This window comes from Streptomyces sp. NPDC057638 (assembly GCF_042800315.1).
Taxonomy (GTDB): Bacteria; Actinomycetota; Actinomycetes; order Streptomycetales; family Streptomycetaceae; genus Streptomyces.
On record NZ_JBHVHF010000036.1, the window covers coordinates 20,257 to 40,903 of the forward strand.

Consider the following 20,647-nt stretch of genomic DNA (forward strand, 5'->3'; position numbering starts at 1 on the left):
CCGAGCCGAGCCGCCGGCCGCGTAACCTCCCCGCACGCCGGGTTGCGCAGACCTGGTCGGCGTCCCGCACGGTCGGGTGGTCCTGCTACGGCCTGTCCCCGGCGGCGGAGACCGAGGTGCGCCAGGGCGGGCGGGACAGCTGGCCGATCAGGAGCACCAGGGCGAGCATCCCCGTCACCGTGGCGCTGACCGGCCACAGCCACATCAGAACGGGATAGGGCAGCGCGTCGCTGTGGAGCCGGGCGTAGAGGACACCGATCGCGGCCGTTCCCGCGGCGCACAGGACCCGGACCGAACGGGTCGTCAGAGCGGTTGCCGCAGGGGAGGCGACGGCCAGGTTACCGATGACCGTGACGAAGGGCAGGAGCCACCACGCCGGGTTCCAGGTCCAGTACCGGTCGCCCACCTGCCACGAAGCCACCGCGGCCCAGGAGAGATAGACGCCGGAGAGAGCACCGGCGAAGACCGTGACAAGGGCCCAGAAGGCCAGATCGCCCGCATACCAGCCACGAGAGGTGCCGTCGGTATCACTCTGTGTCATGTGGGCAGAGTGCCACAATCGTGCTGCCGCCAGGGTGCGATCGCCGAGTCCGCCCGTTCCGGCTGCTGGGCGACAAGCCCGGCTGCCGCTGGCGGGCGTCCTGGCCGGAATCCAGCGAGCCAAGCGCCCCAGCGCTGGCGCGCGTGCTCGTTCGGCTGGCCGGCGTCAGCAGCGGCGCCATGCTGTTGGGAGTGCTCCGGGCTCCTCACGACGAGCGAAGAGGAGCGCCTGGTTCAGTCAGCGTGCACCACGGTGATGACCGACATGGTCAGCACGTTGCGACTGACCCAGAACACTACGGCGGCGCCCGCGAGTGTGGCCTCGCGCCGGTCTTCGTTCCCTTGCAGGGCCACCCCGAACACGTAGGGGTTCTCGGCGAGTCTGCCGACTTCTCCGAGGAAGCTCTTGCGGCGCTTCTCGCTCATCTTCTTCACGGAATCGGCGGCCGCGGAGCTGTACTGGACGCGGTAGGCCATCAGGACGCTCCCGGGGTGGGGCCGATCAGGGCGTGCAGGCCTTCGGACGAGATGAAGCCTTCCGCGTGCCCGTTCTCCAGCCGCTCGAACATCCCCTTCTGGAAGGCCCGTACCTGGGGGTCGGTCTCCTGAGCCCACCGCAGGAGCACGGTGAGCAGGTCCTCGGCGTGAGCCTCGCCGATCTCGGTGTCGAAGGCGTCCCGCTGCTCTTCGGGGAGCGCCGCCCTGATGGTGTTGATGCTGGCCGGCAGGACGACCAGCTCGCCGTCGTTGACGTAAGTGGTGAAAGTCGGTGGTGCGTGATCGGTCATCGGGTCCTCCGCTCCCCTGTATGGATCGGTCTCACTGTAGGGCGGGCGAGCTGCCGCACCGTACGGAACCGACACGCTGCGGGCGCGCGGCCGGCTCTGTGCGTCCCGGGCGTGCACGGCTGCCTCTCGGAGTTGCTGGGAGTGGTGCTCCACTCGGACGGGTGAACTCCCCTACGAGGCGTGCCTGTGGGCTCGGCCTCGGCGGGATACTGACCGGCCCGAGCCGAGAAACGGGCCTCGCGTCCCTGGAGAACAGGAGCGTGCTCCTTGTTCCTGGCTGCTGGAACTGACCGTGCCCCGTTCATGTTCTATGAGGAGTCCTCTGTTGCGTCGCTCCCTCACCGCTGTTGTCACCCTGCTCATGACCGTGGCGTCGCTGTCGCCCGAGGCGGCTGCGGCCGGGTCGGCCCCGGCGGCCGGAAAGGGCGCATGCGGCGCCAAGGCGATGGATCCGCACAAGTCGAAGGGCGAGGGGAAGAAGCAGGGCAGGAAGGTGATCCTGGCCAAGGTGAGCGCGATGTGCACCGGCACGAAGGTGCCGACCCGGCTCGTCATCGACGCGAAGCTCCAGAGGAAGACGAAAGGCGGCTGGAAGAACGCCACCAAGAACCGGTCGGAGGACTTCATGCCCGTAAAGTCGGGGAAGAAGTATGTGCTGCGTACGCACGACATTGACTGTCGAAAGGGTACTTTCCGGGTAACTTTTAGGGTTTCCGGGAAGGTGGACGGGAAGATGCGGTACGGGAACTGGGGCGCCGGGCAGCTGAGGCGGAATCCCTGTGGATGACGGAACCGAGCCCGCCCGGGCGGTGTTCCGCACGGCGGCCGCCGCGTACGGCGCGCCGCTGCTCGAATCCGCCGACTTCCTGGTGCTCCTGTCCACCGGCGGTGCCGGGAGCGACATCGTCGCTGCCGTCTCACCCGGGAACCTGCGGCTGTGGATCAGCGGCATCTATTGGACCGAGTACGACTGGGCCCCGGACGACACCGACGAACTGGACCAGCTGACCGAGGACATTGCCGCGGTGCAGCGCGGCGACGCCGTCTTCTTCTACCGGAACCTCGACGGCGAGATCGAGTACACGGGCGGGCGGCTCGGCGGCCACGGTGTGGACACGCCGTTCCGCGAGGAGACAGTGCTGCGGAGGACCCTCGGTCCGTGGCGAACGGCCGCTCGGTAGAGGCGGCGCCGGCGAGGTGCCGTCCAACGGCGGCGGGACTGTATGGATGGCTGCTGACGCTGGGGCGAGGCCGACCGAGGATGGGCATCTCGGCTCCTGCCGAGGACGGCTCTCGCTTGGTTCTCGCGCCGCCGGCCCGCCTCCCGCGCTGCCTGGCTCGTGGTTCCCAGTTGTTCAGATGGGCCCTTCTGCCGGGGCGACGGAGGTGGCGGGGGCGCGCTGGTACCAGGTGAAGTCCAGGGCCGCCGGGTTGAGGAAGCGCTGGCGGCGCGGGCCGAGCGTGCTTGTCCGCAGGCTCACCCGTGTGCTGAGGGGGAGGTTCTCGCGCTTGTGCCCCTGAACGGGGAAGTCGTCCTCGCAGTGGCTGGCGATGACCTCCCCGGCCAGGTGGAGCCAGCGGTCCCGGTCCGTGTCTGGGGCGGTGGCGAGCCGACGGGCGTCGGAGCGGCGCAGCCGTCCTCCGTCGGCGCCGAGTCCGGCGGGGCGCGTACCGCGCAGTTCGTGGGCGCGGCCGGGATCGAGTTCGGCTGCGATGGCGGTGAGTTCGAGGCCGCGAATCTCGTACTGGGTTTGGTGGAGTGCGGCTTGGTGGATCGCGAGACCGAGGAGGACCTGAGTCATGTGGGCGTCGAGCGCCGATCCTCCCGCCGGCGGATACAGCCGTTCGTAGAGTTCGCCCTCGGCGGGCAGGCTCCAGCCGAGGAGGCCGCGGGACCAGCCGAGACAGACGACAAGCGGCGGGGCGTGCTGGTCGTGGACTGCGGCGGCGCCGATGGTCCAGCGTGCCTCGGCGTCGAGGGTGCTGCCGTCGTCGTCCGCGCGGGGATCCTCCTCCTGGGCGGGGTCGTCCCCGGCGAGTTCGGGGACCAGGTTCACCGTGACCTGGGTGGGGTGCGGGGCGGTGACCTCGGTGCCCTGGAGGCGCAGGTGGTTCATCTGCCGGATCTGGGAGGCGGTGAACACGTCGTTGGCGGGCCAGGCCCTGGCGCACGCCTGGCTGGGGCAGACCGCTACCGCCGACCGGTCGCGGGCCTCCAGAGCGACACCGGCGGACGTCCCGCACTGTGGGCAGGCCACCAGCCGTGACCACTGCTCAAATGTCAGCGGATCAATGGCGGGCACCCGCAGAGGTTGGGTGAAGGTGAGGCGAACCAGCCCAACCTCTCCCGTTTCGCCGATTATTGTCTGGAGATCGGTGTGGTTTGCGTCCTCGGTCATCGGCACTCCGTCATCTATCTGGCGCTCTCGGCGGGACGCGGGAACCGCAGGCCGGGGGCCTGCTTTATCCCGGCGGCCCTTGGGCACCGCGCCACCGTGACTGCGTGGCCGGGTGGTCACGGCGGCGCGCGCCGGCCGTTCGGGCTCGGCGCCGGTCCGCCACTCCACCGTAGCGGCGGGCGGGCGTTCCCTCACACCGCCCGGCACCTCGTCACGATTCGTCCCTTCGGGGCGTGTGCCCGGTACGGTGTCCGTCACCATGGCGGGCCGGGTCACAGGCTGAACGGGGTGTGCGGCGGTGGGATGGACACGGACGGCGACCGAGGTGCTCCACGAGGGGCCGTTCCTCTCGCTGCGCCGGGACTCGGTGCTCCGGCCGGACGGCAGCAGGGGAACCTACGACCATGTCACCGTGGAGGACGGCGTGCGCGTGGTCGCGCTCGACGGTAAAGAACGGGTGCTGCTCGTCGAGGACGACTTCTACCTCCAGCAGCGTCGTGTTCTGCATCTGCCCGGAGGCGGCGCCGGCGGTCAGGACCCGCGGGACGCGGCTGCCCGGGAGCTTCGGGAGGAGACGGGCTACGTCCCCGGTGAACTGCGGTCCCTCGGCGTGATCGACCCGCTGCCGTCGACGACGGCCGCGCGCACCCACCTGTTCCTCGCCACGGGGCTCCGGAGCGGTCCCGCGCATCGTGACGACACCGAGATCGGCATGACTGTGCAGTGGTGGGAGTTCACGGACGCTGTCGAGGCTGTCCGGGCCGGCCGGATCACCGAGGCGGGCAGCGTGACCGCGCTGCTGCTGGCCGCCTCGGTCACGTCCTCATGACCCGGCCAACCGTGCCTTCGTCCCGCCTGCCCTACGCGGCGGCCCGGCGACGGACGGGTTCGGTGCCGCGGAACGTGGCCAGTTCCCTGCGGACATGATGGAGCGGGCCGGTCGCCGCGACGAGGGCGGCCTTCCCCACGGTGAACCGCGGCCACGCGCGTACCAGGTCGCCCGAGACCCACAGGCGGCTCATCTCGCTCGCCGGATCCGCCGCCACGGGATCGAGGGCGAACGTCTCGTCGCAGTACGCGATCCACTCCGGCCGCAGCTCCACCAGCCCCGTCACGGCGAGCAGTGCCTCGTGGGCGCGCTCGGCAACCGCCGTGCCCGGGTCCAGGACCTCCACCAGAGTTGTGAGCGCGGCGTGAACGGCCTCGCTGTCCGCGACCGCCTCGCCGACCACGGAATCAGGGTCCTGCCGCAGACCCGCCGCGAACGGCGCTCGGGTCTCCATCACCAGATAAGCCCGCCACGCGCAGTTCCGCACCGCCCGCGAGCCCTTCGCAGCTCTCCATCTGAGCACACGCCTCTCCCCCTGTCGGCACCATCTCACCGGCCGGGCCGGTGGGCCCTGTCCGGCGGTGGCGAGCATAGCCGCTGGGCCGGAGCACCGGTCGCAGACGGCCGAAGGGAACGTATCGGCTTCACCGGCGTGATCGGCTGAGCGGGATCTCTTCGACCACGTCCCAGGTGTAATAGCCCTTGTCGAGGTTCTGGCGCTGATTGACCAGGTGGATCCGGTCGATCGTGATGTCCAGCCGCGGGGGGCGCAACTGGCGCAGGGCCCGGTTGAGGTCACGGTCCGGGAAGTCGGCCCGGGCGTAGGCCAACGACGTGTGCGCCCAGAACCTGGCCTCCTTCGCGCGCAGGGAGATGCCGGGCACCTTCTCCATCGCCGTACGGGCGCGATAGTTGAGTTCGGCCATGTCGTCCTCCGGGTAGACGGCGACCGTGACGGCGGTGACGCCAGGCCACACCGGGCCGAGCTGGACCCGGAACGGGTTCATGCCGGCCACCTCGTCGCGCAGGGTGCCCCGCAACTGGTCCAGCTGGCCGTCGTCGACCGTGTGATGGATGCCCTGGACCGTGGAGTGAAGCCACCGTCCGGGTATCACGCCGAGCTTGTCGCGGTACCCGGCGAGCAGTTCGTGGTGGGCGCGGGCATACTCACGGAATTCCGGATACTCGCTCAGCAGTACGAGGACGTGCGGGAAGGGACCTCCGCCCGGCCAGATCCTCTTGGGGTCGAAGAAGGTCTCCAACGTCCTGCTCCTGTCATCTCGTCGGGCTGTGCTCCGGACGGTAGTGTCCGCAGACCGTTCTGTGCGGGTCGTTCACGAAACACCGGTGATCCGGAGCCGCGGCATCTCTTCGGCGCGCTGACCAGCCTTCTGGACAGGCCGAGAAGCAGTGGCCTGTTTCGGGCACTGGCCGACGCCTCCGCGTTCATGCCGGCTCCGCGCCGCTCTCCGGTGAACCATCTGGTGTCGGAGCAGGCGGGCTCCCCTCGACCGGACACGAACCGGCGAGACACGGCGAGGTGGATCTCAACGGGAACAAGCGCATGCAGGCAGCCGCCAGGAACCGCGCCGAACGACGCCGAGCGCACCAGCCGGCCATCTGCAACACCACGGTCCGCCCGCTGCGCTGACTCATGTCATCTCGCTGCCCGGTCCCGGCACACGCCGGGCTCGGGCTCCCGGCCGCCTTGTCTGCGACGGCCGCACCGTATAGGAGTGGCCTTCACAACGACCGACAAGGATGCCGCATGACGACGATCACCGAGCAGTCGCGGGCGTGGCAGGGCGAGGGCGGCCCCGCCGAGTGGACGCGGGCGTGGGACCGCACCCGCGAGCTGGTCGACACCCGCGCCGACCGCTTCAGCGAAAGCGACACGGACGCCGCGCAGAGGGACGGGATCTCTGCGCTGGCCACAGCCATCTACATCACGGCCCAAGAGCAGCGGGTCGAACCCGCTGCTGTGGCCCGAGAGGCGGTCGACGGCCTGATCCGCCGGCGCCCCGGGGAGACCGATCTCGACATCGTCCGGCGGTGGGAGGCGCGCCTGGAGAACCTGGGGCACGATGTCGACGAAAAGGCCGACCCGGTCTCCGCCTGTTGGCAGCGGCTGCGCTACGAGTACGACCCCGACGAGCGGTACTGGGACGATTCCCTCGCCCGCCATGGATATGCCCTTACCGCCGTCCACTACGTACTCGGCGACCATGTGGCGCTGGCTTTCTGAACCACTGTGCTGGCCCGCGCCGACCGGCTCACAGCCGACCAGGGCTCTCCGGCCCGTGGGGTGCAGCGACAGGACGCGCACGCCACACGCCCTGTGCCGGCCGAGCCCCGGGGTCGATCGCTGCCGCTGACCAGGGACTGCCTGCCGACCTCCCTCGTCTGCGGCTTCGGCGGCTCGGGGCTGGGCCGGACCGATGGAATCGGCCGGCGGCCCGACGCCGTCGCGGGCCTCGACCCCCATCAGCCGGATCACCCTCGACCACCCCGGCGGCAACCGCCGACATCGCCGGATCGCTGATGCTCAAGCCTCTTACAAATGAACCCTGTTCGCCCTCGGGACGCTACGGTGCTTGGCCATGAAGCCGTTCGTGTTCCAGCAGGCCGAGGACGTGTGGCCCGAGGGTGAGACCTTGCTCCACGTATACATCGCCCCCTCAGATCAAGATCGCGAGCTGACCGCGCTCGTGAAGCGCGGGCGAGAGGCACTGCGCGGCTTTCCGATCACGTGCGTGGAGGAGCGCTGGCTCCACATCACCGTTGACCAGATCACCGACCGCGTGGGGGCAGCGATACCTCCGGCCGAGCGTCAGCTCCTCGTAGCCGAACTGGAGAAGCAAATCGCGGTTGTCGCCCCGTTCGACATCATGGTCGGCTCACTCATGTCGTACGCGACCGGCGTGATCGCCGACGTCCATCCCGACGAGCCCCTCAACGGGCTCCACACCGTCGTCCGCGCCGCTATCCAGACAGTGCGCGGATCCCACGCGACGGGCTACCCGACCAAGGTCCCGCATCTCACCATCGGCTACGCGACTGAGGAATGCGACTCCGACCAGGTCCAGCGCAAGCTGCGCAACGAAGTACGCCCCGGTCACGCCCCGATGCGAGTGGACGCCGTCCACCTCGTGGACGTCACCGCGGACACCCAGGCCAAGACGATCACCTGGGAGCACGTCGCGACCATCCCACTCGGTGCCAACGGCTGAGGTCCGGCGGATCAGTTCGCCGGACCTGTCCGTACTGAGGGGGACCGCCTCGCGTACCAGCTGCGGCCTGGTGGATCAGGTTCTGCTGCGGGTGGCGATGAAGGCGGCCCACTCGCCAGCGGGTTGGGCAATCGAGTCGGCCGTGGCCCTCTGCTCGGCGGCGAGGTCGTGCCAGCGCCGTGCCTCGGCCCGGGCGAGCACGGCTTTCGGGTCGACCGCCGTCCAGCCCGGGCCCAGTGGAGAGCAGTCGGATCCCCCGCAGCGCGCCCCCCAACGGCCGCTGACCATCCACCACGAAGCCCGGCTAGGGCGGCTTCGGTTGCCTGCCGGAGGTCCGGCGATACGCTGGCCGGTCTCGTCCACCAGCCGGATCAGCGCCCTGGCCCGGGTGCCCAGCGGGCTGCCTTGGAGCGCCGGGACGCGGGAGGTTCCGTGGCCGTGGTCCGTTGTGGATGATGATCGCCTGGTTCAACGGCTTTGCCGTCGCCGGGCCACCGGCCTGAGCCGTGGTTCAAGAGCCTGGTGGCCAGGGCAGAGGCCCCGCCGGTTCAGTGGATTCCCCAGCGGGCGGTGTGGTGTCCGGTGCGCAGGGTGTGGAGGCGGTGGTGGAGTTCGCGGGCGGCGTGGGTGTCGCCTCGGTCGGCGCGGCGGATGAAGGCTCCGAGGGTGTGGAGGTCTCGCATTCCGATCAGGACGTTCAGGCCGGGCCAGGTGCGGGGGTCGTGGCCGTACGCGTGGGTGAAGGCGTCGATCTCGGCTTGGGTGCGGCCGAAGCGGAAGCCGCCCTGGATGGTGTTGGCGAGGTCGAGCTCGCGGGGACCGGTCGCGGCTTCGTCCCAGTCGCCGAGCCGGACGATTGTCCCGTCCCGGAGGGTGTTGCCGGGGTAGGCGTCGCCGTGGACGAGCCCGTGGCCGAGGGGGGTGTCCAGCTCCCGGTAGGCGTGGAGGGTCTCCTCGATCGCGGCGGTGAGCCAGGCCCGCTGGTCTTCGGCGACCGCGTTGCTGCGGTTGAGGGCGTCAGTCAGATGGGTGAGGGGCTGGTACTCCGGCAGTTCCACGGGCGGGCTGGGCAGGCTGTGGAGTTCGCGGAGGAGGGCTCCGAGGGCGCTCGCCGGGGGCGGGGCCGGGGGCTGGGGGTAGTGGACCCAGAAGGTCACGATGTGGTCGGGGCTCTGCACGGGCTCGCCCACGGGCTGAGCGGCGGGGAACCCGTGGTCGTGGAGCCAGCGCAGGAGGGCCCACGTCCGTATGGCCTCGTCGGCCTGGGCCGAGGGGCGTACCCGGGCGACGATGTGCTGCTCGGGGAGCAGGTACACGTCGGTGGCGTGGGTGCGGAGCGGGACCACCTCGCCTGTGGGCAGGCCGAGTTGGCGCCGGGCGTCGTGGACGGCCGTGTGAGGGGAGGTGCGCATCGTAGTCATCGGGGTGACGGTAGCGCGGGGGTGGCGCCGTCGAGGACCTGGAACGCGGTGATCGCGCCGGCGAGCTCCCGGGCGGTGGGGTTGGGCAGCAGCGGCGCGCGGCGCAGTGCGTGGGTGATGCGTTGCATGCCGTCGCCGAGCTGCTGGATGCGCTGTCCGGGAGGGAGGGCGAGGAGGGGTTGGAGGGCGGTGGCCGCTGCGTCGACGTCGCCCTGGGCGAGGCGGGCGGTGATGATGTCGACGGTGGCGAGGGCTTCGTCGCCGTAGGAGCGCTCCTCGCGGGGGCCGCGGAGGTATTGCTCGATCGCGCGGGTGGCGTGGTGTTCGGCCTGGGTGTGGTTGCCGAGCAGGGAGTGGGTCGAGCCGGTGTAGTAATCCTGTTTTGGAGCGGGAAAGGTGAGTATGCCGCCGAAGTCGGCGAGGGTGTCCGGCGCGGGGGTCTCGTCGCGGGCGGTGCTCATCCGTCGCAGCGCGCCAGCGGCGCGGTGGTGGTCGCCGATGCGGGCGGCGGTGCGGGCTTCGATGGCGGCGAGACGGATGCGGGACTCGCCGGCCGGGGCGAGGGCGGTGGCCCGGTCGATGTGCTGGAGGGCCCGGCGGGGCCGGGGCGACCATTCGGCGATCAGGGCGGCGGTCCCCGCGGTCCAGGCGAGCAGCCCGTGGTGGTCGGCCTGGCGGGCGCAGGTGTCGGCCGTGTGGACCTGGGCGAGGGCCGAGCGGTGGTCGCCGAGGTTCTGGGAGGCGTGGGCCAGGAGCAGGCAGGTGGTTCCGGCGAGGTAGAAGAGTTCGCGGGTGTGGCGGGGTTTCTGCCGGCCGTTCAGGAGCTGGAAGAGGTCGTTCCGGACCTCGGTCAGTTCGCCGAACAGGGGCAGGATCGGGGCGTGGACGTAGGCGGTGGCGATGCGGGCGAGGTCGTCCGACAGGTAGCTGAGCGTCTCGTCGGTGACGTTGGTGGTGATCGAGTTCGCGAACCCGAGCGATTCCCGGGCGGCCCTTCCTACGTGCCCGGGCACCGTGCCATCCGCCAGCGCTTCATGATCGGGAGCCGGGGGCGGGGAGTTCTTCCCGGAGGATGGCGCCTCCCGGGCGAATCCGAGGTCGGTGAAGGTGACCGGGCGGCGGAGGAGGGAGCTCATGATCTCGCAGAGGAGGACGGCGGTGTCCGGGCGGATCCCTCCGCCGTCCCGCCAGCGCTGGACGGAGACGTGGGTGGTGCCCAGCAGGGCGCCCCGCTGGGCTCCGAGGTCCCGCAGCCGTCTGGCGAGGCCCTTGCTCGACGCGCCCGCCTCGGTCATGAGCGAGATCAGCTTGTGGTTCGGTTCCCGGTTCATGGTCCCCCGCCGCCGTTCCGCCGTGAACGACCTCATCGTGACACACGCCACATCCCGCGGGGTGTTCACTTCCGAGCCCCGGGGCAGCCGCTTCATGGTCGCGCGAACCCCCTGGTGAACCTTCCGGAACCGCACAGGTGTGCCGTTGGCTGATCACACCGGGCACGGTCGCGCTGACGGGCTCCGAGCGCGGCCGTCGAGCCATGCCCGCGGGCGCGGCCCGGGCCTGAGTTCCCCGTGCTGGCGTGGGTACCGTCGGTGTGGTGGAGGCGAGTCCGCCCGGACCGTGCGTATGAGAGGAGTTGACCGGGATGACGAGCGATGTCGACGGGGCGGGCCGGGGGCTCACGCCCTCGACTGCGTTGCGGCTGATGGAACGGGCGTGCGGGATCGTGGGCCTGGACAGCCGGGACGCGTCCCTGATCCGGCTGGGTGAGAACGCCTTGTTCCGGCTGGCCCGTGCTCCGGTGGTCGTGCGGATCGCCCGCTCGCCGGAGTACCTGCCCCAGGTGGTCAACGAGGTCGCGGTCTCGCGCTGGCTGACCGGCGTGGGGTTCCCGGCGGCCCGGGTGTTCGAGGAGGTCGAGCAGCCGGTCGTGGTCGCCGGCCACCCGGTGACCTTCTGGCATCTGATCACCGAGGGCGTCCGGAAGGCGTCGTACGGGGAGTTGGGGAGGACGCTGAAGGCCCTGCACGCGCTGACGCCGCTGGACGGTGTCTGGCTGCCCCGGTTCGACGTTTTCGGGCGTACGGAGCTTCGGATTGAGCGCGCGCCGATCCCGGGCGGTGACCGGGCGTTCCTGCGCCGCCAGCTCCGACAACTGGAGGACGAGGTCGAGGCGCTGAGCTTCAACTCGGTGCGGACGCCGGTTCATGGGGACGCCCATGTCCAGAACCTCATGGTCGACGCCGACGGGCGGGTGATCCTGATCGACTTCGAGAACTTCTGCTTCGATCACCCGGAGTGGGACCTGATGGTCACGGCCGTGGAGCACCACAGTCTCGGGTGGCAGACCCCGGCGCAGTACGCGGACTTTGCGGCCGCGTACGGACGCGACCTCCACGACTGGCCGGGCTACAGGGTGCTGCGGGGGATCCAGGAGCTGCGGATGACGACGTGGCTCATGCAGAACGTGAGCGAGAGCGAAGGAGTGGCGGCGGAGTACCGGCGCCGGATCGCCGCGCTGCGGGACGACAGCACGCGCCGGAACTGGCAGCCCGTCTAGTCCTCGTCGTCCATCCGCACCAGGGCGCTGCGGACCCGGTCGTGGAAGTCCGCCGTGCGGGCGTGCCCGGCGTAGGCGGTGACCTCGTGCTGAAAGTCGGTGACGTAGCCCAGGAACCGGGCGGACTGGAGCGAGTCCCCTTCCTCGACGGCCCGGGTCGCCATGCTGAGAGCCTCGTCGAGTTCGCCGTGCAGGAGCAGGCTCTGGGCGAGGACCATCCGGCAGAAGCCGAGCGTGCGCGCGTACTGGGGGTCCGTCTGGTCAACGGCGCGCCGGGCGTGGTGCACGGCGCTGCGGTGCTGCCTCAGATCCCGGAAGCAGTGCGCCAGCTCGCCCTGTAGCTCGGCGGCGTTGAAGTAGGCGAGCCAGCCGGGATCGTCGCCGGTGTCCGCCTTCTCGAAGTGCCGCTCGGCTTCGTTCATCGCCCGCGCCGCGCCGACGCCGTCCTGGGCGCGGCCCAGTGCCCGGGCTTCCATCGCGCTGTAGAGGGCCATGGCCCGGGGCGTGGCGTGGTGGCGGGCGCCCTCGGTCGCGGCCCGGGCGAGCCGGACGGCCTGGTCTCGGTGGCCCAGGTAGTTGGCCTGGTGGCTGAGGTTGGACAGGATCCGGGAACCGGCCATCCGGTCGCCGGTCACCTGGGTCAGCCGGAGGGTCGAGACCAGGTAGTGGCGGGCCAGCTCGTGCTTTCCGGTGTCGTAGGCGGTCCATGCGAGGAGCTGCCCGATCTCGGTGGCCGCGCTGAACAGAGCGATCCCGACTTTCTCGCTGTGGCTCCCGGACAGGAGGGGCAGGACCTCGTGGCGGAAGTAGTGCCGCAGGGCCCGGTGCCCGTGACCTCCTCCGTAGAGGAAGTCGAGCTTCATGAACATCTCGCCGGCCGTTCGGATCGCGTGGACGTCCCGCATGCCGATGCGGCGGTCCGAAGCCGCCCCGGCGGGGATCCCATCAGGCCGTGCGAGGAGCCACGTCAGCACGACGGAGTCGAGCCCGTCACCGCTCATGTTCAGCGGGCCGACGACCATCGTGCCGGGGTCGGTCGCCGCCAGGCCGTCCAGGGCAGCGAGCGCTTCCCGGGGTGACGGCGGATATCCCCCGGCTGGCGGGGCGGTCGGCTCCGGCTCGTGGGCGAACCCCAGTTCGGCCAGGGTGAGCCGACGGTTCAGCAGTCCACTGAGCACGTCGCGGAGCAGCGCCGCGGCACGCGGCTGGATGCCCGAGCCAGCGCGCCACCGCTGCACGGAGACATGGGTCGTGCCCAGAGCTGCTCCCCGCTGATGACCTAAATCCCGCATCCGCTTGGCCAGGCCCTTGTTCGACGTTCCGGCCTCCGCCATCAGGGAGATCAGCAACTCGTTCGGCACGCATACCCCCAGGGACCAACCGGAACGCGACGACGCAGGCACACATGGTGACACACGCCCAACAGAGGGGGGTTCATGAGTGAACCCCCCTCCACGGAGACCGTGTTCATGTGAACCCCCCGGTGAACACTCCCGAACGGAACACCGCCGTCGTTGACTCTGCGGAACAGGAACGGCGGCCTCCGACCGCCGCTCGCAGCCGCTGCGCGAAGGGGTGAACGATGGCCGACCTCACGATCAGCCCTCCCTCAACGGCGAGCCGCGCCCTCGCACCTGACCTCCGGCACACCCCCCAGGCTCACAGGGCCGACCCCCGCCAGGGTGGATCAGGTCAGCAGACGGCTGGTGAACCCGGATGCGACCAGCGCTTCGTACGCCGCCCCGACGTCGCCGGGCATGTCCTGCTCGACCGCGAACCCGAGCCGCGGGTACTCGATGACCCGCTGGAGGTCGCCGACGAGCATGTCCACCACCAGGCGCTCGTCGCCGATGCTGGCGACGTAGTCCTCGAAGGCCAAGTCCTCCGAGGCACACACCACCTCCACCTCCGGCCACACCTTCCGGACGGTCGCGTACGACCGCCTCTGCATGTAGGGCTTCGTCACGAGGAGCACGGTCGTGGGGTGGATGCCGGCCTGGTCCAGGAGGGCGCGGCTGAAGGCGATGTTCTGGCCGGTGTTGGCGGCGTGCGGTTCGACGTGGATGGCGTGTTCGGGGACGCCGAGGGTGATGGCGTGCTCGGCGTAGTGGACGGCCTCGCCGCGAGGGAAGACTTTCGCGGTGGTGGGGCTGTTGCCGCCGGTGAAGACCAGGGCCTTGGCCAGACCCTGGTGGTAGAGGCCGGCGGTGGTGGTGGCGACGCCGAGGTCGTGGCTGCCCAGTCCGATGGCCACGTCCGCGGGGCGGAGCTGTTGGCCCATCTGGTGATAGTCCCAGATCAGGCGGGCCTGCTCGCGCTGGGCGTCGGTGATCGCCGGTGGGGTGCTGGTCACGGGTGTCCTTCTCGGGGGTCAGGCCCGGCCGGGTTCGGCGTGGGCGCGGATGGTGTCGATCGCGGCGAGCTGGTGGCGCAGCCCGACGCGGGCGGCGGTGTGCGCGGCGGTGTCGAGGACGCGCAGGCCCTCGTCGCGGGTCGCCGGATCGCTGATGAGGATGTGGCCGTAGGCGGTGTCGAGCCGGACCTGCGGCAGGGGGGCGTCGGGTCGGGTGGTGGTGCGGGCGATGCCGATGCAGGCGAGGGCGGCGGTCAGGTCGCCGGCGCCGCGGTGGGCGAGGGCGATCTTCTGGTGGGCGACCGACCAGTCCTCCGGCTCCTCCAGGGCTTCGAAGTCGCGGGCGGCGACGGTCATGATCCCGGCGGCGTGGGCGTGGTTGCCGTCCTTGCTGAGGGCGGTGCCCACCCACAGGCGGGCGCGGGCCCGGTCCCGGGGCGAGAGCCGCGGGTCGTCGGCGAGGTTCTCGTACCGGCGCGCGGCCGTGGCCAGTTGTCCGGCCATCTCCACGGTGACGGCGAGCGACAGGTCGATCTGGGCGATCCGGCGGGGGATGTCCAGCTGCCCGAACAGGGATCGCGCGGTGCTGTAGTCGCTGGCGGCGGAGAGCGGGCCGATCACGGAGCCCTGGTCCCGTTTGAGGTCGCCGAGCAGGGTGGTCGCGCGGGCGAGAAGGTAGAGGCCGCGGTCGTCCAGTGCGGTGGCGGGGAAACGGTGGGTCCAGCGGCGGATGAGGCTGTCGGCGAAGGTGAAATCCTGCCGGGCCAGGGCGACTACGGTCCGGTCGAGATCGTCGGCCCACGCCTCCAGGTCCGCGCCGGACGCCCGGCCGACCGTCACCCGACCACCGCCGTTCCGCCCCTGCCCGGTCCCGGGTCCGGTCTCGTCGTCGAGGAAGGTCTCGAACCGCTCGTGGGCGGCGGCGTCCGCGCGGGCGAGCGCGGTGTCCAGGATCGCCTGGGTGTCCGGCCGAGGCTGGGTGCGGGCGAGCAGCTGCTCCCACTTCGAGACCGTCCGGATGCCGACGCCGAGGTGCTCGGCGAAGACGCGGACGCTCATCCGCAGCGCGAGGCGCAGCGCGCGGGCCTCCAGCCCGCTCCATTGGTGCACGGTCGCCACAGGCCACTCCCCACGCGCTCGTTCCGTGGTCATCGAACCACGCGGCCTGGCCCGGGGGGTGCGCAAGTGCCACGGAAGTGCCACACCGGTTCCTTGGACGGCGCACCCGCGCGGGCCAGGCTGAGCCTCCCGATCCGATTCCGACACCGTGGGGCCGCCGTTGTGGGACTGCTCACCGAACAGCGCCTGGTCGTCCGGCCGGCCGTCTACGGATTCCTCCGACCCGGCAGGGCCTCGGCGGCCCGGCGCACCGCCCTGCGGCAGGCGCTCGCGGTGTACTGCTCCGCCCGGGAACTCGCCCTCGTGGACGTCTTCACCGAACACGACAGCGCCCCGGGCACGGAAGGCGCGTTCGCCAGGCTGCTCGACGCCCTGGCCACCGGCGCGTACGGAGTCGTCCTCCCCTCGCCCGCGCACCTGGGACCCCGCGGACAGGTCACCGTCCGGCGCACCCAGGTCGCCGGGACCGGTGCCCGCATACTCGCCCTCCGCGACGACGAGCACCCGCACTCCGGACCCTCCGGGCGGGTGCCCGCCCCGCGCCGGTGCGCCGACCTTCCGCCGCTCCCCGTTTCCGGGGGCCGTTCCCAGGAGGGCTCGTGGTGACAACCGCCGACCTCTACGTCTGCGACCCCGACCCGGCGGCGGCGATGGCCGCCCTGGACACGCTGTCCCGCACGGCCGCCGACCGGGGCTGCACGGTCCGGGCCGCGGTGGCCGATGTCACCGGGCGGGACACGACACCGGCGGACCGTCCCGGCTGGTCCCGGCTGTCCCCCATCGCTGGTCCCAGCGATGTCCTTCTTGTCCGCTCGCGGGCCGAGCTCGGCCGCACCGCCGCGCGCCGCGCCCCGGTGGCCGCAGCCCTGAAGAGGAACGGCATCGTGATCACCGCGGTGGAGCCGTCGCCGTGGGAGACCGCGGACTGGCTCCGCGTCTGGGGACGTCCGGACCGACCCGGTCCCGACGCGGGCGGTACGCCGCCGGTGGGGAAGTGCTGTGTGGTGTTCCCGGCGCTGGAGGCCCACACGGCCGTGATCCGGAGCCTGGCACGTCGGGTGCTGACCGGGTGGGAACCCCTGCTCGCCGAACGCGGCCCGGACGTGGACGCGGATCTGCTCCTGCTGGCGGTTCACGAGTTGGTCACCAACGCCATCACCCACGGTTCCGAGCCCGGTGACCCGGTGGTGCTCACGCTGGAGTGCGACCGTCGGCGGCTGTGCGCGGAGGTGGAGGACCAGTCCCCCAACCCGCCGCGACCGCGCCGGTCCCAGGACGGCGATGTGCACGGACGGGGTCTCGGCCTGGTCCAGAGCGTCACACGGACCTGGGGCCACGTCCCCGCCGTCAGCCGACCCGGCAAGAAGGTCTGGCTGAGCATCGACTTCGACCGGGCCCCCTGCTCCCGCGCCCTCGCGGGCGTGCCGTAACCCCCCGCCGCCGCCCCGCCTCTTCTCCTGCCCAGCCCTTCCTTCTGGAGTTCCGCATGACCCCGTCCATGCCGGCACCGACCCGGGTGTTACCCCTCGCCGGGCCCGCACCCGCAGGGCCGCGCCCAGACGGGCTACGGAGGGCCGACCGCGTACTCGGCCCGCTCCGGCGCCTGCGCCCGGGGCACGGCGCGCGGCCGATGGCCGCCCGCGTACGACGGCAGAGGCGGGGTCGGGTTCCCGTACCGCTGCTGTCCTGCCGGGTCCTGAACGCTACCGGCCGACTGCTGAACGCCGACCGGCCGTTCCCTCGTGACGAGGAGGCGTTCGCGGCTCTGCGCTGTGACCTCGACGGTCACATCCGCGCCCTGACCCGGGCGCTGAAAGCCCAGGGCGGGTACACCGCCGCTGCTCGCCGAGAGGCTGGCCGGGCCCGGTCCCTGCTCCTACGGGCCGAGGGCGAGACGGGCCTCACGGCGAGGATCACGATCGTGATGGCAGCGGAATCGGCCCGCGAACTCGCCCTCTTGGCGGACCCGGTGCTGGTCGTCCGGCCGATTGCGGCAGCGGGAGGTGTCCGACGATGAGCCGACAGGGGTCGCCGTGCCCGTCGACGGCCGCAGCGGACCGGGAGGCCCCGGGGGTGCTCCCGGACAGCCGCTGTTCAGCCGCGTTCGTGGGCGTCGCTCCAGTAGTCGGGGAGCATCTCGTCGACCCAGGCCGGGGTGCGAACCGCACCGCGGGGGCCCATGGCCGGGAACCAGGGCGCGAGGTCGTAGATGGGCGTGCCGACGACGGCGTCGAGGTCGGTGACGTGGAGGTCGAGGCCGTCCACGCGCAGCAGGCGGGGGAACGATGTGGCCAGCTGGTTGGGGCGGCGGTGGTTGCGGTGGACGAAGGTCCCGGTCGCCGGCCAGCGGGGGTCGTTGCGCGGGCTGCGGGCGTGCAGGGCCACGTCGGTGGGGCTGGCGTGGTGGAAGTGCCACACGATCTGGAGGTGGGAGAACTCCTCCAGTCCCTGGACGGTTTCGGCGGGGTAGTCGGGGTTGAGGCGGATGATCGCCTCGGTCCCGCCCTGGTAGTCGTCAGCGACCTTGGCGTGGCCGCCGACGACGGTGGCGATGGGATGGATCTCCAGCGGTGCGGTCACAGTTGCTCCCCGTCGTGTGAGTACCGGCCAGCCGGACCTGGTGTGTCCGGCGGCGGTCGGCGGTCAGCTTATGCGGCCCAGCGCGGTGCGGGCCCGGTCGTCGAGTTCGGTGACCGCGCTGCCGCCGCGGGCACGGATCGGGCTGAGGGCGCGGCGCATCTGGATGACGGTGTCGCGGGCGCGGCCGGAGTGGACGCCGTCCATGGCGGTCAGGGCTTCGCTCCAGGTGGCGCAGGCGGCGTCGAGGTGGCCTCGCTGGGCCTGGAGGGCTCCGAGGTAGCCGAGGGTGACGGAGTGGGTGCGGCGGAAGGTGTCCTTGCGGCGGGTGCGGATGCTACGGCGGAAGTGGGTTTCGGCGGCGTCGAGGTCGCCGAGCTGACGCAGGGTGCAGGCGGTTTCGTGGGCGAGGCTGGCCTCGCCGAAGAAGAAGACCCGCTGTGGATCGTCGCCGCTGCCCACAGCGCTGGCGTTGGTGAGGTCGTCCTCGGCGCGGCGCAGGGCGGCGAGGGCTTCGCGGCGCTGTCCGTCGGCGGCCAGGGCGCGGGCGTGGACGACGCCGAGGAGGGCGCGCTCGCGGGGGGTGGCCCGGGTGTAACGGCCGCGTCCGAGGGAAGCGGTGGCGAGGGTGACGGCCTGTCGGCCGTGGCCGAGGTCGGCGGCCTGGTGGGCCATGGCCCGCAGTACGTGCCCGGCGAGCGGTGCGTCGTCGGCTTCGGCGGCGAGGCGGACCGCGAGGGTGAAGTAGTGCTGGGCGACGGTGTGTTCGCGGCTGTCGAAGGCGGTCCAACCGGCGATGTAGGTCATCTCGGCGGCGGCGGAGTACAGGTCGCGCCGGATGTTCTCGCTGGTGGCGGGGCGGTTGAGGTGGTTCGTGAGGTCGGTGCGCAGGTAGGCGATCAGGGCGGTGCGGCCGTCGGCTCCGCCGCGTTTCTGGTCGCGCTGGGAGAAGAAGCCGGCCATCTCGCGGACGCTGTCGACGTCGGTGGCGCTCACCGGAGCGTTGGAGGGGGTGCGGCGGGCGGCGGCGCGGGCGGGCGCGGTGTCCCACCAGGTCTCGTCGGGCAGGGCGAGAGCGGCCAGGGAGTAGGCGCCGGTGGCCAGTATCTGCCGTCGTTCCAGGTCCATGTCCGTCTCCCCCAGTTCCAGCAGCAGGTGCCGGGTGTCGGTGCTCCAGTCGTGGGCCGCCGGCCCGGTCCGGGCGGGCGGGATGAGCCCGATCTCCGCGAAGGTGAGGGTGCGCCCGGCGCCTCGGGAGAGCGTCTCGACCAAGATACGGGCGGCGGCCTCCTGCGGGTGAGAGCCCAGGACCCACTGGGAGACGTGCGAGCGGGTCACCGTCGTCAGATCGGTGGCGCCGTTCTCCGCCGCCGTGATGCGGAAGTTGCGGGCGGTCTGCTCCTGCGACCAGCCGATCTCCCGGATCACGGCCGCCAGCGCCTCATTGCGTGTGCGTGCCACGGTCTACCCCCGTGCCGAAGACGATCTTTAGCAGCGTTAGCGGCTTCCACGCGCCCGGGGGGATATGCCCCGCCCCGGGAAGCCGGTTGGCTCAGCGTAGCCACCATCCCCAACTTCCGTGACGCAGCGCACGAGTTCCGCTGCTGCACGATCTCTCCCCGTTTCCACACCCCACCCCCTCTGCCTGAAGGAGGCGCCGTGCCGATGCCGCCCCGGCTCCCCGGAAATCACCCGCCCGCCCTGTCGGCCTCCGGCCCGCCGGTCACGACCGGCACCGTATGCGTCCATCAGCCGACCTGCCCGCCCGCCGACGCCATCAACCGGGACGCGGCCCGCACGGTCGCCTCCTGCCCCGAACAGGGCTGGAGCAGACTGTGCAACGGCGTACTGACGTTCGAGGACCAGGGAGAGCTCCTGCCGGACGGCGAGATCATCGCGCCCCGGCGGCTCGTCTCCGCGGAGGTGGCCGCGTGAGCAGCAGCGTCCGTGCGGGATCCTGGCCTCCCCGTTCCAGCGACTCTTCCGCGCTCCTGGCCGCGTATGTCAATGTTCTGGGCTGGCCGTTGTCGGCGGACGGCGCCCGGGTCGCGGCCGAGGATGTGGAGCGGGTGCGGGATCGCTCGCCGCAGGCGAAGTGGTCGGTCCTGTGCGAGCACCGGTTCGACGCGGTGGCCGTGCCAGCGAGGCCGGGGCAGGAGATGGCGCTGCTGGCCGAGCGGGACCTGGAGCAGGCGGGCGACGGGGCGGTGCTCCCGTGTCTCCTCGCCGGTGCGAAGCGGTACTTCCTCGTCCGTCCCGGCAGCGCGCGGGACATCGCTGCCGCGGGAGGGGTGCTGGTTCTGTTCGGGGAGCAGCGGCTCCTGCTCCCGCCGACGGTGGGGCTGCGGTGGGAGACGCCGCCGTGGAGCCGTACCCGGCGGGAGACGGTGGTGCTGCCGGATGCGGGTGTACTCGTCGAGCGGCTCACTGCCGCCGTGTCGGCCGTACGCCGGTGACGGCGGTGGCGCGTGCAGCCGGGACCCGGCCCGCGGTTACCGCTGGCCGGTCGTGGCCGAGATGTCCTTCGGGGGCGGCCGTATGGGGCGTGGTCGGCCGCGCCCCGGGTACGGCCGTACCGCCCGAGTCTGCCGGGGACGGTGGCGTCCTCCGGTCCGGCCGGGGGCCGTGAACCCCGACCGGCCCGCAGACGGGCCGTCCCGGAGCTCGATCGCTCCGGCCCCGGAGGCTGCCCCCGTGGCCACGGGTACGGAGATGCTCCGGGACGGCCCTGGGCCCGGCCCCGGGGACGGGTCCTGCGGTGGATGGCCTCCGCCGTACACGGGTCCCGTTCACCGGGCCGGGGAGCCCGCGGCGGGTGTCTGGTCTCGAAGGGC

At 71.6% G+C, this 20,647-nt stretch carries 23 protein-coding genes; 10 read left to right on the forward strand and 13 right to left on the reverse strand.

What is annotated here, in order from left to right:
* Nucleotides 1-85: 85 nt before the first annotated feature.
* The 3 genes from ACFVIM_RS08060 to ACFVIM_RS08070 form a co-directional block, all read right to left on the reverse strand.
* Nucleotides 86-541 carry a hypothetical protein gene (locus ACFVIM_RS08060; protein WP_384299813.1) on the reverse strand — a complete coding sequence of 152 codons (456 nt, stop codon included), beginning with the start codon at nt 539-541 and terminating at the stop codon, nt 86-88.
* Between the two features lie 233 nt (nt 542-774).
* Nucleotides 775-1,017, reverse strand: a complete 243-nt coding sequence (locus ACFVIM_RS08065) for a type II toxin-antitoxin system RelE/ParE family toxin (protein ID WP_384299814.1) — start codon at nt 1,015-1,017, stop codon at nt 775-777.
* Nucleotides 1,017-1,328 carry a hypothetical protein gene (locus ACFVIM_RS08070; RefSeq protein ID WP_384299815.1) on the reverse strand — a complete coding sequence of 104 codons (312 nt, stop codon included), beginning with the start codon at nt 1,326-1,328 and terminating at the stop codon, nt 1,017-1,019. The genes ACFVIM_RS08065 and ACFVIM_RS08070 overlap by 1 nt, the downstream gene beginning before the upstream one ends.
* A gap of 325 nt (nt 1,329-1,653) precedes the next feature.
* On the opposite strand from ACFVIM_RS08070, the gene ACFVIM_RS08075 reads away from it, so the two are divergent.
* Both ACFVIM_RS08075 and ACFVIM_RS08080 read left to right on the forward strand, forming a co-directional pair.
* Nucleotides 1,654-2,115, forward strand: a complete 462-nt coding sequence (locus ACFVIM_RS08075; protein ID WP_384299816.1) for a hypothetical protein — start codon at nt 1,654-1,656, stop codon at nt 2,113-2,115.
* Nucleotides 2,108-2,509, forward strand: coding sequence for a hypothetical protein (locus ACFVIM_RS08080; RefSeq protein WP_384299817.1), 402 nt, complete (start codon nt 2,108-2,110; stop codon nt 2,507-2,509). The genes ACFVIM_RS08075 and ACFVIM_RS08080 overlap by 8 nt, the downstream gene beginning before the upstream one ends.
* A gap of 174 nt (nt 2,510-2,683) precedes the next feature.
* Here the strand turns inward: ACFVIM_RS08080 and ACFVIM_RS08085 are convergent, their stop codons facing one another.
* Complete coding sequence (locus ACFVIM_RS08085; RefSeq protein ID WP_384299818.1) at nt 2,684-3,727, reverse strand: hypothetical protein; 1,044 nt, start codon at nt 3,725-3,727, stop codon at nt 2,684-2,686.
* Between the two features lie 298 nt (nt 3,728-4,025).
* Here ACFVIM_RS08085 and ACFVIM_RS08090 point away from each other — a divergent pair, with 298 nt between their 5' ends.
* Nucleotides 4,026-4,556, forward strand: a complete 531-nt coding sequence (locus ACFVIM_RS08090; RefSeq protein ID WP_384299819.1) for an NUDIX domain-containing protein — start codon at nt 4,026-4,028, stop codon at nt 4,554-4,556.
* 31 nt (nt 4,557-4,587) lie between these two features.
* Here ACFVIM_RS08090 and ACFVIM_RS08095 read toward each other — a convergent pair whose 3' ends face one another.
* The gene (locus ACFVIM_RS08095) at nt 4,588-5,010 is read right to left on the reverse strand and encodes a hypothetical protein (protein WP_384299820.1); all 423 of its coding nucleotides are present in this window, start codon (nt 5,008-5,010) and stop codon (nt 4,588-4,590) included.
* A gap of 190 nt (nt 5,011-5,200) precedes the next feature.
* Nucleotides 5,201-5,818 (reverse strand): 2'-5' RNA ligase family protein, encoded by a 618-nt coding sequence (locus ACFVIM_RS08100; RefSeq protein ID WP_384299821.1) that lies wholly within the window; start codon nt 5,816-5,818, stop codon nt 5,201-5,203.
* Nucleotides 5,819-6,324: 506 nt separating this feature from the next.
* Between ACFVIM_RS08100 and ACFVIM_RS08105 the strand changes: the two genes are divergently transcribed.
* Both ACFVIM_RS08105 and ACFVIM_RS08110 read left to right on the forward strand, forming a co-directional pair.
* Nucleotides 6,325-6,801, forward strand: coding sequence for a hypothetical protein (locus tag ACFVIM_RS08105; protein WP_384299822.1), 477 nt, complete (start codon nt 6,325-6,327; stop codon nt 6,799-6,801).
* Nucleotides 6,802-7,156: 355 nt separating this feature from the next.
* A complete protein-coding gene (locus ACFVIM_RS08110) occupies nt 7,157-7,786 on the forward strand; it encodes a 2'-5' RNA ligase family protein (RefSeq protein ID WP_384299823.1) in 630 nt (209 codons plus the stop codon).
* A 548-nt stretch (nt 7,787-8,334) separates the two neighbouring features.
* Here ACFVIM_RS08110 and ACFVIM_RS08115 read toward each other — a convergent pair.
* Both ACFVIM_RS08115 and ACFVIM_RS08120 read right to left on the reverse strand, forming a co-directional pair.
* The gene (locus ACFVIM_RS08115) at nt 8,335-9,207 is read right to left on the reverse strand and encodes a phosphotransferase (RefSeq protein WP_384299824.1); all 873 of its coding nucleotides are present in this window, start codon (nt 9,205-9,207) and stop codon (nt 8,335-8,337) included.
* Entirely contained in the window at nt 9,204-10,538 is a 1,335-nt protein-coding gene (locus ACFVIM_RS08120) for an XRE family transcriptional regulator (protein ID WP_384299825.1), read from the reverse strand. Before ACFVIM_RS08120 ends, ACFVIM_RS08115 begins: the two co-directional genes overlap by 4 nt.
* Nucleotides 10,539-10,849: 311 nt before the next feature.
* On the opposite strand from ACFVIM_RS08120, the gene ACFVIM_RS08125 reads away from it, so the two are divergent.
* Nucleotides 10,850-11,764, forward strand: a complete 915-nt coding sequence (locus ACFVIM_RS08125; RefSeq protein WP_384299826.1) for a phosphotransferase — start codon at nt 10,850-10,852, stop codon at nt 11,762-11,764.
* On the opposite strand, the gene ACFVIM_RS08130 is transcribed toward ACFVIM_RS08125, so the two are convergent.
* The 3 genes from ACFVIM_RS08130 to ACFVIM_RS08140 form a co-directional block, all read right to left on the reverse strand.
* Nucleotides 11,761-13,125: a sporulation protein gene (locus ACFVIM_RS08130; RefSeq protein WP_384299827.1), complete on the reverse strand. Its 1,365-nt coding sequence runs from the start codon at nt 13,123-13,125 to the stop codon at nt 11,761-11,763. The two genes, ACFVIM_RS08125 and ACFVIM_RS08130, sit on opposite strands and share 4 nt — an antisense overlap.
* Before the next feature lie 326 nt (nt 13,126-13,451).
* Entirely contained in the window at nt 13,452-14,117 is a 666-nt protein-coding gene (locus tag ACFVIM_RS08135) for a YdcF family protein (protein WP_384299828.1), read from the reverse strand.
* 18 nt (nt 14,118-14,135) lie between these two features.
* Nucleotides 14,136-15,236, reverse strand: a complete 1,101-nt coding sequence (locus tag ACFVIM_RS08140; RefSeq protein WP_384299829.1) for a helix-turn-helix domain-containing protein — start codon at nt 15,234-15,236, stop codon at nt 14,136-14,138.
* 162 nt (nt 15,237-15,398) lie between these two features.
* Here ACFVIM_RS08140 and ACFVIM_RS08145 point away from each other — a divergent pair, with 162 nt between their 5' ends.
* Together ACFVIM_RS08145 and ACFVIM_RS08150 are read left to right on the forward strand one after the other, a co-directional pair.
* Nucleotides 15,399-15,842 carry a hypothetical protein gene (locus tag ACFVIM_RS08145; RefSeq protein WP_384299830.1) on the forward strand — a complete coding sequence of 148 codons (444 nt, stop codon included), beginning with the start codon at nt 15,399-15,401 and terminating at the stop codon, nt 15,840-15,842.
* Nucleotides 15,839-16,666, forward strand: a complete 828-nt coding sequence (locus ACFVIM_RS08150; RefSeq protein ID WP_384299831.1) for an ATP-binding protein — start codon at nt 15,839-15,841, stop codon at nt 16,664-16,666. The genes ACFVIM_RS08145 and ACFVIM_RS08150 overlap by 4 nt, the downstream gene beginning before the upstream one ends.
* Nucleotides 16,667-17,330: 664 nt before the next feature.
* Here the strand turns inward: ACFVIM_RS08150 and ACFVIM_RS08155 are convergent.
* Together ACFVIM_RS08155 and ACFVIM_RS08160 are read right to left on the reverse strand one after the other, a co-directional pair.
* Complete coding sequence (locus tag ACFVIM_RS08155) at nt 17,331-17,816, reverse strand: TrmO family methyltransferase (protein ID WP_384299832.1); 486 nt, start codon at nt 17,814-17,816, stop codon at nt 17,331-17,333.
* 63 nt (nt 17,817-17,879) lie between these two features.
* The gene (locus tag ACFVIM_RS08160; RefSeq protein ID WP_384299833.1) at nt 17,880-19,274 is read right to left on the reverse strand and encodes a Tat pathway signal protein; all 1,395 of its coding nucleotides are present in this window, start codon (nt 19,272-19,274) and stop codon (nt 17,880-17,882) included.
* Between the two features lie 240 nt (nt 19,275-19,514).
* Here ACFVIM_RS08160 and ACFVIM_RS08165 point away from each other — a divergent pair, with 240 nt between their 5' ends.
* On the forward strand, nt 19,515-19,748 hold the full coding sequence (locus ACFVIM_RS08165; protein ID WP_384299835.1) for a DUF5999 family protein: 234 nt from the start codon (nt 19,515-19,517) through the stop codon (nt 19,746-19,748).
* Nucleotides 19,745-20,269 (forward strand): hypothetical protein, encoded by a 525-nt coding sequence (locus tag ACFVIM_RS08170; RefSeq protein WP_384299834.1) that lies wholly within the window; start codon nt 19,745-19,747, stop codon nt 20,267-20,269. The genes ACFVIM_RS08165 and ACFVIM_RS08170 overlap by 4 nt, the downstream gene beginning before the upstream one ends.
* The last annotated feature ends 378 nt before the right edge of the window (nt 20,270-20,647 follow it).

Coding starts and splice junctions, on each gene's coding strand:
- ACFVIM_RS08110 (WP_384299823.1), top strand. CDS start 7,157: ATGAAGCCGTTCGTGTTCCAGCAGGCCGAGGACGTGTGGCCCGAGGGT.
- ACFVIM_RS08085 (WP_384299818.1), bottom strand. CDS start 3,727: ATGACCGAGGACGCAAACCACACCGATCTCCAGACAATAATCGGCGAA.
- ACFVIM_RS08060 (WP_384299813.1), bottom strand. CDS start 541: ATGACACAGAGTGATACCGACGGCACCTCTCGTGGCTGGTATGCGGGC.
- ACFVIM_RS08125 (WP_384299826.1), top strand. CDS start 10,850: ATGACGAGCGATGTCGACGGGGCGGGCCGGGGGCTCACGCCCTCGACT.
- ACFVIM_RS08105 (WP_384299822.1), top strand. CDS start 6,325: ATGACGACGATCACCGAGCAGTCGCGGGCGTGGCAGGGCGAGGGCGGC.
- ACFVIM_RS08065 (WP_384299814.1), bottom strand. CDS start 1,017: ATGGCCTACCGCGTCCAGTACAGCTCCGCGGCCGCCGATTCCGTGAAG.
- ACFVIM_RS08120 (WP_384299825.1), bottom strand. CDS start 10,538: ATGAACCGGGAACCGAACCACAAGCTGATCTCGCTCATGACCGAGGCG.
- ACFVIM_RS08070 (WP_384299815.1), bottom strand. CDS start 1,328: ATGACCGATCACGCACCACCGACTTTCACCACTTACGTCAACGACGGC.
- ACFVIM_RS08115 (WP_384299824.1), bottom strand. CDS start 9,207: ATGACTACGATGCGCACCTCCCCTCACACGGCCGTCCACGACGCCCGG.
- ACFVIM_RS08095 (WP_384299820.1), bottom strand. CDS start 5,010: ATGGAGACCCGAGCGCCGTTCGCGGCGGGTCTGCGGCAGGACCCTGAT.